Source organism: Pantoea sp. CCBC3-3-1, from assembly GCF_007981265.1.
GTDB lineage: Bacteria > Pseudomonadota > Gammaproteobacteria > Enterobacterales > Enterobacteriaceae > Erwinia.
In genome coordinates this window covers 1,288,525-1,305,869 of the sequence record NZ_CP034363.1, presented here as the reverse complement: position 1 = coordinate 1,305,869, position 17,345 = coordinate 1,288,525, and the positions used below count along the sequence as shown (strand labels likewise).

Annotated in this window: 22 protein-coding genes; 3 read left to right on the top strand and 19 right to left on the bottom strand. The window is 48.8% G+C overall.

The window, feature by feature from the left end; all coding sequences use genetic code 11:
* Positions 1-14: 14 nt before the first annotated feature.
* Positions 15-569, bottom strand: coding sequence for a hypothetical protein (locus EHV07_RS06155; RefSeq protein WP_147196097.1), 555 nt, complete (start codon positions 567-569; stop codon positions 15-17).
* Between the two features lie 671 nt (positions 570-1,240).
* On the opposite strand from EHV07_RS06155, the gene EHV07_RS06145 reads away from it, so the two are divergent.
* Both EHV07_RS06145 and EHV07_RS06140 read left to right on the top strand, forming a co-directional pair.
* Complete coding sequence (locus tag EHV07_RS06145) at positions 1,241-1,705, top strand: hypothetical protein (RefSeq protein ID WP_147196095.1); 465 nt, start codon at positions 1,241-1,243, stop codon at positions 1,703-1,705.
* Positions 1,706-1,889: 184 nt separating this feature from the next.
* A complete protein-coding gene (locus EHV07_RS06140) occupies positions 1,890-2,096 on the top strand; it encodes a HEAT repeat domain-containing protein (protein ID WP_147196093.1) in 207 nt (68 codons plus the stop codon).
* A gap of 16 nt (positions 2,097-2,112) precedes the next feature.
* Here the strand turns inward: EHV07_RS06140 and EHV07_RS24850 are convergent, their stop codons facing one another.
* The 13 genes from EHV07_RS24850 to EHV07_RS06075 form a co-directional block, all read right to left on the bottom strand.
* A complete protein-coding gene (locus EHV07_RS24850) occupies positions 2,113-2,400 on the bottom strand; it encodes a peptidase (protein ID WP_254446317.1) in 288 nt (95 codons plus the stop codon).
* Between the two features lie 96 nt (positions 2,401-2,496).
* A complete protein-coding gene (locus tag EHV07_RS24845; RefSeq protein WP_254446316.1) occupies positions 2,497-2,691 on the bottom strand; it encodes a hypothetical protein in 195 nt (64 codons plus the stop codon).
* A complete protein-coding gene (locus EHV07_RS06125; RefSeq protein WP_147196089.1) occupies positions 2,688-3,104 on the bottom strand; it encodes a lysozyme in 417 nt (138 codons plus the stop codon). Before EHV07_RS06125 ends, EHV07_RS24845 begins: the two co-directional genes overlap by 4 nt.
* A gap of 293 nt (positions 3,105-3,397) precedes the next feature.
* On the bottom strand, positions 3,398-6,181 hold the full coding sequence (locus tag EHV07_RS06120) for a TOPRIM and DUF927 domain-containing protein (protein WP_147196087.1): 2,784 nt from the start codon (positions 6,179-6,181) through the stop codon (positions 3,398-3,400).
* Positions 6,174-6,530 (bottom strand): hypothetical protein, encoded by a 357-nt coding sequence (locus EHV07_RS06115; RefSeq protein ID WP_147196085.1) that lies wholly within the window; start codon positions 6,528-6,530, stop codon positions 6,174-6,176. Before EHV07_RS06115 ends, EHV07_RS06120 begins: the two co-directional genes overlap by 8 nt.
* Positions 6,527-6,859, bottom strand: a complete 333-nt coding sequence (locus tag EHV07_RS06110; protein ID WP_147196083.1) for a transcriptional regulator — start codon at positions 6,857-6,859, stop codon at positions 6,527-6,529. The genes EHV07_RS06115 and EHV07_RS06110 overlap by 4 nt, the downstream gene beginning before the upstream one ends.
* Positions 6,852-7,559 (bottom strand): host cell division inhibitor Icd-like protein, encoded by a 708-nt coding sequence (locus EHV07_RS06105; RefSeq protein ID WP_254446315.1) that lies wholly within the window; start codon positions 7,557-7,559, stop codon positions 6,852-6,854. Before EHV07_RS06105 ends, EHV07_RS06110 begins: the two co-directional genes overlap by 8 nt.
* Positions 7,559-8,146, bottom strand: a complete 588-nt coding sequence (locus EHV07_RS06100; protein ID WP_147196081.1) for a BRO family protein — start codon at positions 8,144-8,146, stop codon at positions 7,559-7,561. The genes EHV07_RS06105 and EHV07_RS06100 overlap by 1 nt, the downstream gene beginning before the upstream one ends.
* A gap of 13 nt (positions 8,147-8,159) precedes the next feature.
* Positions 8,160-8,579, bottom strand: a complete 420-nt coding sequence (locus EHV07_RS06095; RefSeq protein WP_147200544.1) for a hypothetical protein — start codon at positions 8,577-8,579, stop codon at positions 8,160-8,162.
* Complete coding sequence (locus EHV07_RS06090; RefSeq protein ID WP_147196079.1) at positions 8,579-8,776, bottom strand: AlpA family transcriptional regulator; 198 nt, start codon at positions 8,774-8,776, stop codon at positions 8,579-8,581. The genes EHV07_RS06095 and EHV07_RS06090 overlap by 1 nt, the downstream gene beginning before the upstream one ends.
* A gap of 217 nt (positions 8,777-8,993) precedes the next feature.
* Entirely contained in the window at positions 8,994-9,716 is a 723-nt protein-coding gene (locus tag EHV07_RS06085) for a hypothetical protein (RefSeq protein ID WP_147196077.1), read from the bottom strand.
* A 70-nt stretch (positions 9,717-9,786) separates the two neighbouring features.
* Positions 9,787-11,001, bottom strand: coding sequence for a tyrosine-type recombinase/integrase (locus tag EHV07_RS06080; protein WP_147196074.1), 1,215 nt, complete (start codon positions 10,999-11,001; stop codon positions 9,787-9,789).
* A gap of 349 nt (positions 11,002-11,350) precedes the next feature.
* On the bottom strand, positions 11,351-11,608 hold the full coding sequence (locus tag EHV07_RS06075) for a hypothetical protein (RefSeq protein ID WP_147196072.1): 258 nt from the start codon (positions 11,606-11,608) through the stop codon (positions 11,351-11,353).
* 227 nt (positions 11,609-11,835) lie between these two features.
* Between EHV07_RS06075 and EHV07_RS06070 the strand changes: the two genes are divergently transcribed.
* Positions 11,836-13,206: a DUF2142 domain-containing protein gene (locus EHV07_RS06070; RefSeq protein ID WP_147196070.1), complete on the top strand. Its 1,371-nt coding sequence runs from the start codon at positions 11,836-11,838 to the stop codon at positions 13,204-13,206.
* 27 nt (positions 13,207-13,233) lie between these two features.
* On the opposite strand, the gene EHV07_RS06065 is transcribed toward EHV07_RS06070, so the two are convergent.
* The 5 genes from EHV07_RS06065 to EHV07_RS06045 are packed head-to-tail and all read right to left on the bottom strand — an operon-like array spanning position 13,234 to position 17,247.
* Complete coding sequence (locus tag EHV07_RS06065; protein ID WP_147196068.1) at positions 13,234-13,662, bottom strand: tail fiber assembly protein; 429 nt, start codon at positions 13,660-13,662, stop codon at positions 13,234-13,236.
* Positions 13,662-14,981, bottom strand: a complete 1,320-nt coding sequence (locus EHV07_RS24675; RefSeq protein ID WP_174822354.1) for a hypothetical protein — start codon at positions 14,979-14,981, stop codon at positions 13,662-13,664. The genes EHV07_RS06065 and EHV07_RS24675 overlap by 1 nt, the downstream gene beginning before the upstream one ends.
* A complete protein-coding gene (locus tag EHV07_RS06055) occupies positions 14,971-15,645 on the bottom strand; it encodes a DUF2612 domain-containing protein (protein WP_147196066.1) in 675 nt (224 codons plus the stop codon). The genes EHV07_RS24675 and EHV07_RS06055 overlap by 11 nt, the downstream gene beginning before the upstream one ends.
* Entirely contained in the window at positions 15,642-16,880 is a 1,239-nt protein-coding gene (locus EHV07_RS06050; protein ID WP_147196063.1) for a baseplate J/gp47 family protein, read from the bottom strand. Before EHV07_RS06050 ends, EHV07_RS06055 begins: the two co-directional genes overlap by 4 nt.
* 7 nt (positions 16,881-16,887) lie before the next feature.
* Entirely contained in the window at positions 16,888-17,247 is a 360-nt protein-coding gene (locus EHV07_RS06045) for a hypothetical protein (protein ID WP_147196061.1), read from the bottom strand.
* Between the last annotated feature and the right edge of the window lie 98 nt (positions 17,248-17,345).

Here is a 17,345-nt window from a genome sequence, read left to right as displayed (position 1 = left end):
GCTGAAGCTGGTGATTATTCATCGACGTCATCACAGGAGGTGTAACCGCCGGTCTCGCTATAGAATGACTCACAGATTACGCCGTTACCCCATGAGCGCGTCATGATCGAGCCGTCCGGTAGCTTTTCCGTAGATGAGAAATATCCTGGGGCCCTGGCAGCTTGCTTAAGGCGCTTATAATCTTCTGCACCCTGTCTCGTCGCTTCATCGCTCTGAGCCTTTGAAAGCTGTTCATAACGCGCTTGCGATGTTTTATCGCCATAACGTCCTCTCACGAACATTGCTTCCATTTCCTTACACACAAAGTGATAAGCCGCTGGCTCCACCTTCAAATAATCCTTTTCCGCTTGTAGGCGCTGTAAATCCTTTTCTCTAAGCTCAGGAATAGCAAATGCTTTCGCATTACAAAACCTGTTAGCCTTTGCCTGTGCATCCTGCAAGGTGGCTGAGTTGAATATGGATATAGAGTCAATGTTGCGGTCATAGTAGTCATCACGATGATAAATCACCTGCTCATGTGAACAACCAGCTAAAGCCATAACAGCCATTAGCGCGGAAAATATTTTCATTTCATTACCTTCAGCCAACGCTAGCAGTGAGGAACTATCGCAAAATGCAGATTTCTATATAGTTATATACGTCAAATTATCTTAAAACTTTAAGGATAGTTTCGCTAATAAAAAAACCGCCCGGAGGCGGCTTAGCATTACTTCGTAAATATTTGCAAATGTCGTAAAAAACATACTTTGGGATCATAGCGGAATTCGCAATCTTTCTGACTGCTGCAGGCGAATTGTTTGCTCAAATAACCCAGCTCGCCAATGCCAGAAACTGGTTCTGACACTGTGATGATAGTAATCGGTAATTCCCGGGTTCGGCAGTAGTGTGGAGTCGTTTTCATAGATAAATCCTCATGTTTATGAGGTACCTATCCTGCTATCACGACAGTGAATCGATGAACTTTTTATTTTTACCCCATCATCAGGCGCACTCGTAAATGCGCCTTTTGATGATCTCAGCAATCGTCGTCTAGTTGGAGCACGATACGAGAACATGTAGGCTTTCACCCCCGGCAAGCAGTGAACAGATGGCAGCAGCCACCTCTGGTAGATAATCAGAAAGGCGGCCATTTTTTTGGTGGTCGCCATTTTTCATCCTGTACTTATGAAATAACAAGCCTTACTAATGTTTCAGGTAATGTTGCCGATAACTGATTACAGCTTTCAGAAAAGGAGAATTTATGAGCAATTACACAAATCCATCTTTCGAGGAAATAGCTTTAACTATTGGAAAGTTTATACTCATTTGTGGAGAGATTGAATTTGGAATCACTGCCACCTACCCTATTTTTACAGGTAGACAGTTATCTTCCACATGGATGAGTGATACATTTTTCAATAAAATCAGCAAGCTCCAAACTGCATTGGATATTTCTTATCCAACACACAAGGCTTATCATGATCTTCTGAATAGACTCTCCAATTATCGAGATTTGAGAAACCACCTTTCACATGGGTTTGTTGCAATTAATGCAACTTCTTCAATTCCTAACTCTTATACATCTATCAAAATTGGTACCGACAACACCACTTACGAAGTGAGCGATCTTATAAAAGAACTCAATAAATTGATAGCTCTGCGACAAGCCTTAAATACAGCTAATGCTGAGGCCGCTATCGAAAAAAACCAAGGGCATATGTTGTAATTTATTTGCCTTCTTGTTACAGGCTTGCCATCAGCATGCATTACTATGCAATTTTTGCATGACCAGCTTCGTGACACCTCACAACGTGACTAACCGTTATCCATTGCCAGAGGGTAGAGGTAAAAAAAACTTGGTTAGGATTAATCCTAGATGTATAAGTATTCTTTCTTGATAAGGAGGTTTTATGAATTCTGAAGTAACCAGATGTCTCTTAGACGCATGCGATGACCCACATATTGATATCAAAATTTCCGCAGCCTATGCCCTTGGCGAAAGTGGAAAGCCAACCACAGAAGTGCTTAGAAAATTGCTTGATCTAAGCCACAACCCTTACAACGAGGTTAAAATTGTTGCGTTAAAGGCTCTGGGCCGGATTCATCGCAATAAATAATTTAATACTGAGGGGTTTAATTCATCCCCTCAATTTTCCTAATGGAGGCACGGTCAATGTTGGCCTGCCCCAACAGCCCGTACAGTTCAGCGGATAACTCCACCGCCTGGCCAAACGTCATGTTGTCCGGCACCAGCGGCACTTCAATCGGGCTGGTCAACTCAGCGGGTATCGGCAGACTTGGCTGGCTGATTGTCCGATACTCTACCAGCGTTTTTTGCTGCGCCCCGCAACCGGTCAGCAGCGCCAGCGGGAACAGGAGCAACAGCACACTTGTCCGCCGCAAGGTAACGTTTAATTTCACTCTGGAGCTTCCTGTTTTGCTGTGCTGTTTCTGCCCGTTGCTCGACTACCTGAGACATGACGGCGTTTTGCTTATTCACTGCTGTAACTAGGTCATTTACTGAAGATGCCGGCCATCGTTTTTAGGGCGCAGATCGTTAATCTGGTCGTCTTTGCTGTTTGCGAGCTTTTCCAGCCGTTCGTTGGTGGCCGTCAGCTGGGCGTTGCAAGCATTAAGCCCCCACAGGCAAACGCAAATCAGGCCGATCACAATGAGGTGCGAGTAATTACGGATAAAGCCGATAATTTTCATGTGATGAACAGCTCCCTTTCTCGCTTACGGCGCTGCAAAAGCAAATCCGCAATGCTACCGGCCCGCTTCCACTGTAAGAGCTGGTCAGCGGCGCCTTTGTAGTCCTTCCTGTTGAGCTTTTTAAGCAGCGTGGAGTTAACAAAGGCTGTCAGCCCCACATTGAAAACGAAGCTGCACAGCGCGTCGTACTGGTTTTGCTTCAGCGGGACTTTCACATTGCCATTAATGGCTGATTCTACCCAGGCCAGATCGCTTAACAGCAGAATGTTGGACTGCGCTGGCGTAATTGTCATTCCTTTTGCTATCGGCTTGCCGTCCACAGTACCGGTATGACCTACGCCAATAGTCCAGACGCCAACCGAATCCAGATAGGCCAGGAGCCCTTCCCCTCTCTTCGTCTTGATAAGAATCATTCTAGCCTGACGGTATTTTTTACATTTCAACAGGTTGTTAATGGATGTGCTGATACCGGTTTATCGTACCCGTCACATTCTTCCAGCCAGTAAGAAGCTGCTTTTCCGGGCCGCCTATGAGCTACAGATTCTCACGTTATCAGGCTGGCAGGTAAATTTGTTGGTTCAAAAAAGCCGTTTGTTGGTTCAGTGTTGGTTCATTTTCTGAATTAAAATCCTTAAAAATCATTATCCTTTACAAATTGAACCAACTGAACCAACTGAACCAACATTATTTCTCTCATGTGTGAGATTTATTCCTCGGCTGATTCATCCTCTGGGCGGTACTGGATCACATAGACGTTGTACTGCCGCTTGTTAATCCTCGGTGACTTCCTCTGGTAGCCTCTGCCGCTGGCTGGTGGTGTCAGCATCCCGCTTTCCACCAGCACACGGGCAAACTGCTTGGGATTGAATCCGCTGGCGATCTCCTGCTCAAAAGTTGCCGGGAAGGTGTAGAACATAATCGGATCATCGTCATGGCTGCCGCTGGCACGATAACCCGCCATATCGCGTACAGGCAGCGATTGAGGGTCATACGGGAATGGCGCAAACCGGCTGTAGCCGTTGGCGTTAAGAAACGCCTCACACTGGGCGATGATTTGCTGATGCTCTTTGTTGCCGGTACCGAACTCTCTCACCCAGGCGTTATAGCTGTGCTGAATGGCATCCCGGCACGTCTGCTCGTCCCACCCGGTAATAACGCGGCCCAGCAGCAGTGAAGCCTCAAGGATGGCAAAGCGAGCGCCTACGCGGTGAACCTGCTCGCCGTATTCTGCCGGTATCAGGCTGCGCCAGCGTTCCTCAGCTTTCCTGACCGCCTCCATAGCCAGATGCTGATTACCCGCTAACCACTTAATCCATTCCTTACCCGCTGCGCCGTGGTGGTTCTGCCAGGCATCTTTAAGCGCGTCAGCGTGCTGTTTACCGTTCGCATGCTGGTGGAATCGCACCGCCTTACTCAGCGGAATGTTCAGCAGTCTGACCAGCTGGCCCGCTTTGGCTTTTCGTCCGGCCATAGCGATGAACGTTTCTAAATCCATCTCACCTGTGCTTATCGCTACAGTGCGCCAGCGCTTCAGGTCACGGTTGCCGCCTTCTTTAGCTCCCTGCAGTTTCCCCACACCGTTGAACAGCGCGTAGGCTGACTGTGAGACGCTGACTGGATCAGCGCCCTGACCCACCTCATCCAGCGGCATCAGCGCATCGTTGTGGGCGGCGGCCTCATTAGCCAGCCCCAGTGCGGTGCCGTACCACGTCAGGCGCAGCTGGTCAGGATTACCGTAGAGGCTGCTGGCAACATTTGCGGTTGTGGTTTTGCCGGCGCTGGATTGCTCATAGAAGTGAATGCCGAAGCCATCCGCGCCCGCCAAGCCAATCAGGGGCGCAGCCAGCGCGGCAGCAATGCCCGTCATCATCGAATAGTTACCGGCAGCGAGCGCCCCAACATTTTGACGCCAGCTCTCTGCGCTTCCCCGGCAGGTGTAACCGGCTGCGGCAGAACTGCGACCGCTGAAAAGTACTGGCTTATCGGGTGTGCCGATGACCTCCCCATCCGGCATGATATAAGCGCCGCACTGCCACCCTGTAGCGTGCGCCACTCTCCAGACTTCTCTTGACCCGTTACGCTGTAGCCAGTCCGCCAGAATCGCTCTCAGCCCGCTTTTGGTGGTGACGTTCACGCCACCAGCTTTGAGCGTTCTCCATCCCTCACGTTCGCCAATGTCAGCCAGCGGGATTGCCTGTACAGTTTCACTGTCTGAACCCCATGCCTCCCAGCGCAGAATCAGAAACTGGTCTTTATCATCGCGCCCTGTGCCGATTACCTGCAGGGGAGAGCACAGCCAGCTTTCACGATTGATGATCTCCCCGGTTTGCTTATCGGTGTTTGGCTCAACCCAGTACACACCATCCTGACGGCTTTCAATGCGTGGCTTGAGCGCATCACGATCCGGCGCTGCTGTTTTGCCGCCTTCAATCACTTCCAGTTGAGCGCCCATGTTTTCCTCCTGCAGTTGATACATTCCAGATGCAAAATATTTTGCTGCTGCTTCCAGCCCGCTCTGCTGGCGGTAATCATCCCAGTCGGCTTTGTAGCGGGTCGGTGGTAATGACACTGAGCCATTGACGGCTTCGGCGGCTCTTTCAGCGAACACCTTGCCGCTATTTACCTTCGGCTTACCGTTGGCATCAAGTTCCCCTGGCTCATGCCAGTCGTTATCACCGGCAATGATGAATGTGGCATTCGGATACAGGCTGCGCATAGCCTTCGCAACGGGCGGTAGATTACCGGCGTCAAGCGCCACCGCTGCCAGCGCATCAGGCCGCATCAGGTGAGCGGTGAGGGTTGTCGCCAGCCCTTCACCAATGATGATTTCCTTTACTTCCTGCGGCTGGTTAACAAGGTGCCACGCTCCGCGCTTGGCTGAGCCATAGAGCACTTTCTTTTCCCCCTGCGGTGTGATGGTCTGTGCTGCGGCCACATCGCCGGATTCATCCACCAGCGGCAGCAGAATTGAACCATCGGACAAGCAAGGCAGCGTGAAACCGTTTAGCCCTCTGGCAATCAGATATTCGCTTTCGCCTGCCCTGGTTTGCGCTGCGAGCCTCTGATAGTGGCTCACAAAGCTGTCGCGGCGCTGTGCTGCTTCTGCTGCCTCCTTCTGCTGGCGCTCCTGCTCATGCTGGTGACGCTGCTCATCCAGCTGCTGCCTTCTCTGGCTGGCAGCTTTCTGGTCTGTTTCTGTTGCCCGGTAATCAATACCCAGCACATCAGCCGCCATGCGGGCGGCCTCAGTGGTGCCGCACTGATTAACCTTCTGGATCAGGTCTAAGCCATCTCCCGCGCCACACTGGTTGCAGAAAAAGCTACCGCGCCCTTTATCATCGAAACGGAAGCGATCTTTACCGCCACAGGCGGGGCACGATGCGTGCTGGCGGGGTGAACGGGGGACGTCAATGCCCAGCTGGCTCAGTACCATCGGCCAGCGGTCAGCCGCGGCGGTCGTCGTCTCTCGAATAAGGTCATAGTTACGCATGGAAACTCACCTCCCCTTTAGAAAGAGAGGTGCTCATGTCATTAATCATGCTCTGCCAGATGCTTTCACCGCGCTCAGTGAGGCTGCCGCCGTCTGTGCAGAGGGTCAGCAGATTGCCCGCCAGTGCCTCCCAGTGCGGATATTCCTGCTTTATCGGCTCAAGCAGATAGCTATCCACCAGCAGCCTGATACCGGCTGAACCGTCCACAATGGCAACCTCAACCCGCTGGCCCTTGATTTCCATCGGGAACCAGTCGCCATCGTTCTGCCGTTTGAGATGGTCATAAATTGCTGCTGAATACTGGTTCGCCAGCGCATTAAGTCGGAAGTTTTGGGTAATGAGCGTCATTGTTTGGCCTGCTCTTCCTTGTTTTTAGAATTGCGGCCAGCATCTACTGACACTTTGTGCGTCCTGGATTCTCTTTGCGCATCGCACTCTTCAAAGCGGGTCAGGTTATGGATTTCTTCCACCCAGCGATAAACCTCTTCACGCAGAAGCTCGGGGGATGTGTTGGGGATCACTTCCGTCAACAGGTGGCATAACCCGGCCTGCGCACGCAGCAGTCGGTCGCGTGAAATGTTCTCTGCCGTGGCGGGAACAGGCGCAGATTCACGGCCAACTACAGCCAGAACGTGGCGCAAATTGTCTTTGTATGAAGAGAGGTTGTTATCACGCATGAGCTACCTCCTGAACCGGCTGACGGGCAGCTAATGACAGGATGAAATGGGGTGCCAGAACGCGGCGGGCTTCTTTCTCGCTGGTGGCTTCAACGGAGACGCGGCAAGGTTTAGCCAGCATGTCAGCGCGTGACAGAGCCAGAAAGCGAAACTGAAATTTGGGTGTAGCTTGGGTGAGGGTAGTAGCCATGATGGCAGCCTCCGATAACTGGTATTTTATACCACCACCGAAGAGACCAATCTTGCTGGTGGTGGACTGAGCGGAGTTGGTCTTACCGGCGTTATCGGAAACCGGCGCTTCCGAAGAAGCCACCACCCAGCCCACCATTACTTTGTGAGCGGCACGGATTATAACCGCATCGCTGAAAAAAGGGTGAGACAGATTGAAGACACAAAAAAAGACGCCAGGCGCGTCATGTGTCGCCGATAACATATCCGGGAGACCAATCCCGGCACTGGATTTTGCCAGTGCAAGTTGAGGATAATCCGAAGTTTGTGGAGAGGGCAAGCAGTTTTTTAAGTGCTTGTGATAACCCGCACTACCAGTGTAAGACACTGCCTTACACATCAGGACGCTATCTTTTGTTATATACAAAGCCAAATTTTTGGCTGAGTGGATGTTAGGTATTGTCAGGTTCCCAAGGCTAACTTTTGCTAACAGGCCAGCCAGCGAGCAGGATCCTTTCTGGAAGGCGTTCATTAGTGAACCTCCGGCAACTGAGGTTGGTACTTCAGCCAAAGCGCGGCCTCTTCAACAGCAAGGCTAGCTTTCTCCCCCTTACACGCCTGCAGGTCTTTACCGCGCTTGCTGGCCTTCTTGTCATACGCAGCCTGGCGCTTACTGTGATCGTTCAGGAATGCGAATGGCACGCCGTATGAGCCGGTTTTACGGATTGATGGGATAACCTCACGGAATACCCAGTTGCTGAAGCGGTGGGCGAATGTGCCAGGCGTGGTGGCCTTGCGGCTACGTGCGATCAGCTTGTAAAAGCCGGATTCACCAACCCTACGCATAAGCTGCTGGCCTCCGGGGGTGGGTGTTAAACACTCCCCCTTCTCATCATTATCTAATCGACGCAATGCGACTTTGTGATCGGAAATTTCCAGCGCTTCACAAATATCTTTGGCAATAAACCAAGGCTCACCGCAGACGCTGACGATTCGCACCGATTTACCCTCGAATTTAATCACCGAAATATTATCTTCATCAGCAGTGAAAATAGCTGTCATGCTAGTGGCGGGCTGAGGGGCGGCCTCAGAAATTAATCTGCTTTTTTTAGTTTTCATTTATCAGGCTCCGTTAAGCGGCATTGAACGCATCCGGGTATAGGGAAAGAATGTAGTTAATCTCACGCCGAGACAGGCCGGTATATCCACCAGCAGCGGCATTACTATTAACCAGTTGAATCACTCGCATCACGTCAGCGCGGCAGGTAATCCGGTAACGGAAGTGGCTACCGATGCCATCACCATTAGGCTCGTCGATGCGCTCCAGGCGAATATCAAGCCTTCTTTCCAGTTCTGTCGCGTAGTTACGGGCGCTGGACAAGCGGCAGTAGCGAAGGATCTCGTTCTCAGTGAAGCCATTAACGCCGGTACGTATCATGTAGACGCGAGCGCGGTGTTTCTTTGGGGTTATCTTAATAACTGTGGCAGGCGTAATATCAGAGGCGTCAGCTCCCTGATTAGCCGCCTGAAATGGGCGGTTTTTCATTTTCATCATGCCACCTCGCCGCGAGATTCAGCGATGCGCTGATTAATCCACTCGTCAATTTCACTTTCGATAAAAGCAATGGCACGGCTACCAATTTTGATGGAAGAAGGGAAGCGTTCTTCTTTGAGTAAGCGATATATCCAAGCCTTACTGTAGCCAGTGCGGCGTTGTACTTCTGATAAGCGAATTAATGATTGAGACATATTTACCTCGTAACGTCTATTGCGGTTTACGAGATAATTACACTAAAAAAACAGTCAATATAGATGGGTGTTATTTTTCCGTGTGTCCACCATTAGTTCGAGGTAAAAAGATAAAGGGGCCTACCGTTTCTAAGTTTAACGGCGGCCAAAATGGATTGAAATTTTGCGCTAATCAGATTGGCACCCCCCCTTTTCTTAGCAATAGTGGCACCATTTATCATTTTGATTTCTTTGACCTTCTTCCGATCCCTTGTAGGTGAGAAGGGCGCAGCACAAGGTTAACAGCATCTGCCATGTTTTTACCTGCCCCTCTTCCGGTGAGGTAATCAATTACTTCGTTTTTTGTGGGGGCTGTCTGAGGATTATCTTCGTCATAAGTAGACCAAAGTTCTTTTATTGCGTCTTGAACAAATTCTAAGCCTTCGCTGTGATGATTATATTGTGAAAGCATCAAGACACTTTGCTTTTCTTCTTCGGGATTCACATCAATAACTACTTCTGCCGAATGACTTCGCCAACCATTTTGTGACCGTGATGGAAGATTAAGTGTTTTTGGTAATGGCTTTCTGGCTATATCAACCTTTTCTGCCCTAACCCATGCAAATAATGAGTCACGCGTGATTATAGTCTTATCTTTACTTAATTCGTGCCCTCTTTCAGTTGGTTTCACCTGATAATATTCATCTGGGCTATTCCATTCCTCATAACGCCGAATCGCAATACATTCTACGGGAGTTAATACACCCCTTCGTATAGCGCTAAGCATGCCATCTGAAAGACCCCAAGCCAGTTTCCATCTTGGATGGTTCTCAGTTCTGACTTCTATCAAATTGCGTTCATAAGGATCTATACCAGAACATAAGAGTGCGGCTTGCTCAATGCTAAATTCTTGAACCGTTCGCCAGTGGGTCAGATCAGGCAGATCATCATATACAGGCATGTACACCCCCCAAGTCACATAATGTCCAGAACAGTCTACTGTGGTCTACTGAGGCTGTCTATTCATCCAGTTAAGCGCGTTTCCCAAACGAACCGTGAACCACGTTATCGCCCTTTTCCAGCGCATCCATATAGTCGGCATACCACTGAAGCATTTCACGGCGACCTTCCAGATATTGGGCATGGTTATAAGTACCGCGAATGCTGTTCTTATCGGCGTGAGCCAGCTGCGTTTCAATCCAGGCAGTGTTGTAGCCCTGCTCATGCAGAATGGTGCTCATGGTGTGCCGGAAACCGTGACCGGTAGCTTTACCGTCATAGCCGATACGTTTGATCACCTGATTGATACTGGCTTCGCTCATTGTCTTACCGGCATCGTTGCGCCCTGGGAATACAAAGCGCCCTCTTCCCGTCAGTTGGTAGATTTCTTCAAGGAGAGATTTAGCCTGGATGGAAAGCGGCACTACGTGAGGACGGCGCATCTTCATCCGTTCTGCTGGTATCTGCCAGATTCCTTTCTCTAAATTGAATTCAGCCCATTCAGCAGCACGCAATTCAATCGTGCGCGTGCCAGTAAGCATCAGTAGCCGGGTGGCGTTCTGTGTAACCTTACTGCCCGTGTATTCACTGAGTGCGCGAAGAAAGCCGCCAATTTGCTCGATAAGAAGATGAGGAAAATGTTTTTGCTTTGGCGCTTTGAGTGCGCCGGCGAGATCGGTCACAGGGTTATGCTCTGCCCTGCCAGTGATAACGGCATAGGTAAAAATCTGGCGACAAGCCTGGCGGGTTTTCTTCAGCTTATCCAGAACGCCACGCTGCTCCATCTTTCTGAGCACCAGAAGCATTTCTGCTGCTTTGATTTCTGCGATGGCATTCTTACCGATAAATGGGAACACATCTTTTTTCAGGTACTCCAGAATGTCACTGGCATAGCCCTGTGACCAGTTAGGGCGTTTATGCTCATGCCATTCAATCGCCAGTGCCTCAAAGCTGTTGCTGACGGCCAGAATTTTGGCCTGTTTCTCTGTCTGTTTAACCTGGCCCGGATCACCAGCAGCAGCCAAAGTGCGTTTTGCTTCATCGCGCTTTGCCCTGGCATCCGCCAAAGACACATCAGGATATACCCCCAGTGCCAGAAGCTTTTCTTTTCCTGCAACGCGATATTTTAAGCGCCAGTAGCGTGAGCCATTAGTGTTAACCAGAAGGTACAAGCCACCGCCATCAGAGAGCTTATAGGCTTTATCTTTGGCCTTTGAAGTGTCCACTGTGCGGGCATTGAGTTTCAATTTGGGGGTATCTCATTTCATTGAACAGAACTATACCCCCAAATGTACCCCCACACGGTTGTTAATTTCAATAGATGTTAGTAGACGTTGAGATAACTGGACTAGCGGGAAAGTGCTTACTGGCTGGGGTTTTGTGGACTTTAGTAGACGACGGGAGAAGTAAGAATGGTACGCCCTACAGGATTCGAACCTGTGACCTACGGCTTAGAAGATAGTAGGACTTAATTTAACACACTGTAAATACTGCTAAAATCCATGCTCGCAACATGATTTGTGTCGTTGAGTGTCGTTGAGTGAAGTCCACTGGCATTCGCCTGCAAAAATCTGCGACACACCTACGACACACCCATCACCCGATCAGCTCAAAGTCATCATCGAACTGATCGCCGTTCCGCACACTGTCCAGGCTCAACAGATACAGTATCCCAACCGACAGCGATGTCGGCCGCTCAAACTCAAGCCAGAAACAATCAGAATACGCCCGGCCCAGCCACCAGCCGCCGCCGCAATGTTTCGGACGCTGGAAGAAGACCCATTCACCCTCTCGCGTGAACAGGAGGGATTCTCCGCGGTAAACCACTTTGTAATTGTCGTCTTTGCCGCCCATGCGCACCTCACGTAAATACTGTTTTTATATACAGCAGTTCAGGTGGCGGCGCGATGGCAACTGGCGGAAGGGTTAGGAATGAGTAGTTCGGGTTAAAGCTAATTACGGCTTGGGTAGGAAAACATGACTGATTTGCAAGGATTTAGTTAAGATAAGTCTTATAAAAAATTATTAAGTGTGGTAAAAATGTAGACAAAGCGATTAAAGTTCATATTTGAGGTAATGGAATGAAAGGGTTATTTTTAGGTCTATTTAAGGAAGGCGGGCGGGGAAATTATTTGCTTATTTTTTTTCTTGCTCTAAGTTCGTTTTTTTATATTAATACCTCAAACCCTCCAATGTCATCTCCTGATGAGCATTACCACATCGTTAGGGCTGATACATTATCCAGAGGGGAGATACTGCTTGAAAATGAGCATGGAAAGATTACCGGAACAACCATAGATAGCTCTTATGTTGAATTTATGGGATTATTTACCATGCTTGGATTTGATAAAAGCAAAATATCTATGGCAGATCAAATTAATAGATCTAAAAAAATTAATTGGAGTGATAACAGAGAGTACCTTAAAGCACCAAATGTTTCTCTTTATTTCCCCGCCATATACTTGCCACAATCGTTAGCATTATTTTCTGGTAAATTATTAGGACTAAGCATATACAAAACCTACATGCTCGCGAGAATATTTACATTTCTAACCAGTATATTAATTATTTTATTTGCGTGGCGTATCCATCGCATACCGGCGATAGCTTTAGCCGTCATGGCTTTGCCAATGTCTGTGTTTCAGTTCTCATCGGCAAGCATTGACGGAACAGTAATTGCCATCACAGCGCTTATTATGTCTCTGTATGCGTCACTTACCAAGCAAAATGGTACGGAAAGATCACGTAAGTGGCAAACAGCTCTTATCTACTTTCTTATATTTATCGTAGGAACCTGTAAGCCTAATCTAGCCGCACTAATTTTGCTGCCATTCAGCCTTGCATTTATAACCGGAAACAGAAAGCATATATTATATTCTTTTGCCACAGCATTGCCTATAGTCGCATGGACAATAATAGCCATCCTAAATACTAATGATGGCGGAGTTAGGCATGCCGGGATATCTAATTCAGGAATATTCTCTCACTATATCCATCACCCTATAGAGATGATAAATATCATTTTAGGGACGATGCTTGACCCATTTTTTATAAACTCATTTATGCATCAACTTGTTGGTGTTTTGGGGTGGCTTGATATTTATATACCTGAATGGGTTTTTAGGTTATTTGTCATAATTTCACTTTCAATTTTAGTTATGTCCCTTAAATCATTCCATCCCAAAAACAACAAGTATTTTTATATTGCAATAACCTTAGGATTCCTATTAAGTATAGTTTTGATATTTTTTGCTTTACTTATTCAATATAGCCCACTCCCGACCACTAGGGTAATAGGGATTCAGGGACGGTATTTTATAATGCCAGCTATTATAATCGCTTACATTTTTAGCGAAAACAAAATGTCTCATAAAGATTCGGTTGTAATCTTTATTATGTTCACTACATCAGTACTTATGGTCAAAGATTTGCTACTTAATCATTATTTTTAAGAATTAGGGGCGCAAGCCCCTTGATTTTTATAATGATGGCTTTTCTGGCCATTTAATGGCCTGATCGGTATTAGCATCTATTCTGCTCAAAATTACCCGATATTTCTTCCATAGTGGAAGCGCTGCTGCCTCTTCTTCTGTTGCCTCATCCAAATCGACGGCATCCTGTAAAGTATCCCTGCGCTGCGTAGCCTCTGCCATAAGCGACTCTTTGAGAGATATATTGCTGCTGATAGCCCTCTGTTTTTGTTGCTCAACCTCTTCTGCCGTAAGTGCCGGCGCGAGGAATTTGCCGTCTGCGTATGTAAAGCCTGGTCCAGCAGCAACACCCTCCTCTATCAAGATTGCCTGATTACCATCCGCTTTCCCATAATCGAAATCTGGCTGATCTTGACGATCCCACGCGATGGCGTTTATTACCTGGCCATCTTTGTTCACAATTGCATATGCACCCATTATGCGTACTCCCGAATAATACAAATACCGTTGGCACCTTTTCCGCCTATTCGAGCCGGTCCACCACTTTCATCATGTGAACCCCCACCGCCAGCCCCTGGGTTTACAGCAGATATACCGTCTGATTTATATACCCCGCCCCCACCGGGGCCAAAGATAGAATCCCCACCCTTACCTGACCATCCGCTACCGACAATGGCTATAGTTCCATAAGAACCCTGCCCGCTTTTAAAGTTAATATCTCCACCTGTTGCGATTTCTGTTGCGGCCGCGCAAGCACTCACTACGGCAGAGCTACTCGTTAATGTAACCTTCAGCCCCCCTTTACCACCTGGGGCGGATATTATCGTGCCGAAGGAGGATGCCCCACCAGCAGAACCCGGATTATCTCCAATGCCGCCTGCGCCACCAATACCTATAACCACGCTTGTAATGACAGGGTTTAAAATCCTCTTTTTAGCTGCCGCCCCAGAATTACCACCAGACGCAACTGCAGCGGTACTGGATGAAGTTGCACCGGTACCGCCGCCGCCGCCGCCAGCTCCTATGATTTCTATCTCAGCTACTTTGGTTCCAGGCGTTGGTGTATAGGTTCCACTGGTGGTGAATATTTGAGGAGAGCCCAGCAGAGATCCTGGAGCGGCAGCTTGATTGATATTTGTTCCATCACCCTGAAGTCTCGCATTTGATCCGGTTGGCACAGCAACACCTGTTCCTGCTGGTGTTTTAACGGTTACTGAATATGCTCCGGTACAGTTATTAACGATCTCCCATGTCTTTAACCAGGCAGGAGCGATAAGGTTGATATTAGAGGTAAGTGAACCCGCTAGTATGATCGTGTTTTTTGATGCTTGTAGAGTTGTAAGTGTTACGCTGGATGAAGACAGGCCAGTGATAGCTGTAGATCCGTACGAGTTAACCGGAACCCATCCTGTAAGAGCCGCTGTGGCGTTTTCAGGTGAGTTGCTATTTGCATCTGTTGTGTTCAGCCAGAATCCGTCACCAACAGAGTTAGGTAGTAAAGCGCCTTTTGGGTAACCGGAGATTGAGGTAGCGAAGCTTGAATCGAAAGCATATCCTGCACCTGCATTGCCCCAACGAATAGCCGCTGTAATCTCATTCAGCACGCCGTTAAAATCGGTTCCGAACGGAGGGATACCTCCTGCACTTAAAGGCGTCCTGGTTAATGGTGGAAATCCGGTCGAGTAAGAAGCGCGGCCGCCTGTAATGCCAACCTGTGATTCAACGGGGATTGTTTGCTTATCGCCGTTGTCAGCAAAAGGAACAGGTAGTTTTTTTGGAACTGAGCTAATTTGCATTTTTTATTCCTGAATCAGGGAAGAACGTTCCGACTTCGAAAGGTTGAAGGCTGGCCTCGTTAAATCCGAATGTGTTATTGAAATCGACCGTCATTAAATCAACGGAGACGCCCGCTGGTTTGGTTACTGCGTTTGATTTGAGGAGAATGGCGCTTTCTACAGGCGTCAACTCAAAGCCGAAAACATAGCGAATTGCCATGACCCCAGTTACCGCCACGAACACATCACCGCGACCGCTAAACAGGTAGCGAAGCAGGCGGTTTATGTTGGGGATCGTGCAGTCGGTAATGTTGGCCATTGCTTTAGCCATGATCAGCGTGCGGTATGCATCATCTGTGAGCCTGAATGTTGTCGTCAGGCCGACGCCCTCATAGAATGGTGCCTGGTCAAATGGTTTGGGGGAGTTAGCGTTTGATGATATATAAGCTTCATCAAAGCCAAAGGCTGTCTGTTCTTCCTCAACATTGAGAAAGCGTGAAACGTTCACAATCTTTCCCCACACGTCCAGCCCGTAGCCTTCTGCTGTTGAGACGTCCCATATCGCCTTTAGAAATTCCTCAGTAAACGCATCGATATCCATCGCCGAGTTAAAGGTTTCGACCAGGCCACGCAGCTTAGGACTTCCGGCGTATTGCGTTAAAATCGTGTCGGTTACATTTTTCATACAAGCGTTACCGATATATCGGCACTGTCGAGCGTAGGAACTTGGTCCACTCCGTACTCCACTGATGGAGTGAAGGTTTTTCCATCAAGACTAACCAGAACGGAAAGCACGTTAATGCTGCTTTTATCGATATAGTTCACCACGGCGTAATAGCTACCAGCAAAGAGCTTGCTGGCGATACGAGCTTTTGAAACGCTGTCGCTATTCCCCGTAAATGCAGAAGCTACCGCATCACGCACCAGATCGACGATATTAGAAGGGACCGCATCAATCTTCTGGATTTGCACCTGAAAATAAGTTCTCGCCGCGGTAGGTGTATTCCAGGTTATTTCGTATTGCGGCGGGGTCAGCGAGCCAGAGGATGTGTCTTTTACCGTATAGCTGGTGTTGCCTGCCATACCGGCACCTACCTGATTTTTGGTGTAGATGGCCTGCGCAATGTCAGCCGCTTTGCCACCATAAACAGCGACATAAACTGAATGAGCTGGGACGGTATAACTTGTAGTGCCGATCTGCACCGCCGTACCTTTATGGTTTGAGTAAACATATGCATCCGAAACGCCATCGACTGCTAGCACCGCGGCATAGATAGACTCAGGGGTTCCTTTGGCGTTGAGCGCAACAGACTGCTTACGGCGATATTCGAAATTGGCACGCGTTTCCACATCGTTGCCGGGTACGCCAGCACTGGCATTGTTAACGCCAGACCATCCGGTTACAGCGCGATAAATGGTATTCAGCGACCCGATCGGACACGCAATGGCTCCGGTTGTCTGGTTCTGGAAAACCACATCCACCGATCCACCAGTGCCTATTGTCGCGTCAGCCAGAGAGGAATACAGGTAACCAACATCGTCCTGGGCAACGCTTCCTGCTGGAATTAACGTACCTACAAGCCCGGTGCATGTTGCGGTAACCGTCGTTCCCAGTGCGGCAATGCGGTCTATAAAATAAATGCGGCCGATAGCGTCCTGGAATCGGCCTGATGAGTAGTCAGGGTTGATCGCGTTAGTGATAAACAGCAGCTGGTCGTTTTTATCAGCGATTATCGCTGTTTCGCTCATTGCGATTTGGCCCTGCGGCGTCGTCAGGGATTTACTCATCCCGCCGCCCATCGCCGTGTCTAAATCCGTCAGGCGACCATTAAGGATATCCAGCTCATCCGGCACGGCCAGACCGGTATCAGAAATGGTTATGGCCGGTACGGAAGTCGTAACGGTTACTGTATCTGCCATGATTGCCTCAATATTGGATTGTGCTGGTAACGTTGTTCGTATCGGTGATTGTCATAACGCCGGTCGCCGCACGGTCGCCGTTTCCTACGGTTGTCGTGCAAAAGGCAGACTGAACGTAATCGAGTTTTTTCGCCTCGCTGGCGTATTTGGTGTTGATAAGCTGAGTGCCTGGCCAGTGTCCGAGGATCCGCTGGTAATAAGGGATGCCGAGTGTGGTGTCGTACCAGACCTCGCCAAGGAAGGTAGAGCAGGCGCAGGCCACGTCCTGAGCCACGGCATAAGGATTTTTAGTAATAGCAATGCTGCCGGAGTCATCGAGGGACAAGTCCCACGATGCTGTTTCCAGCTCGAATGATTTTGTAAGCATGGTTTCTCCGGGCGTAAAAAAACCCGCCGGAGCGGGTTGATTACATAAATTGCATGCTATTGCAGCAATTTACAGATAGCATATTTAGAAAGAAATTA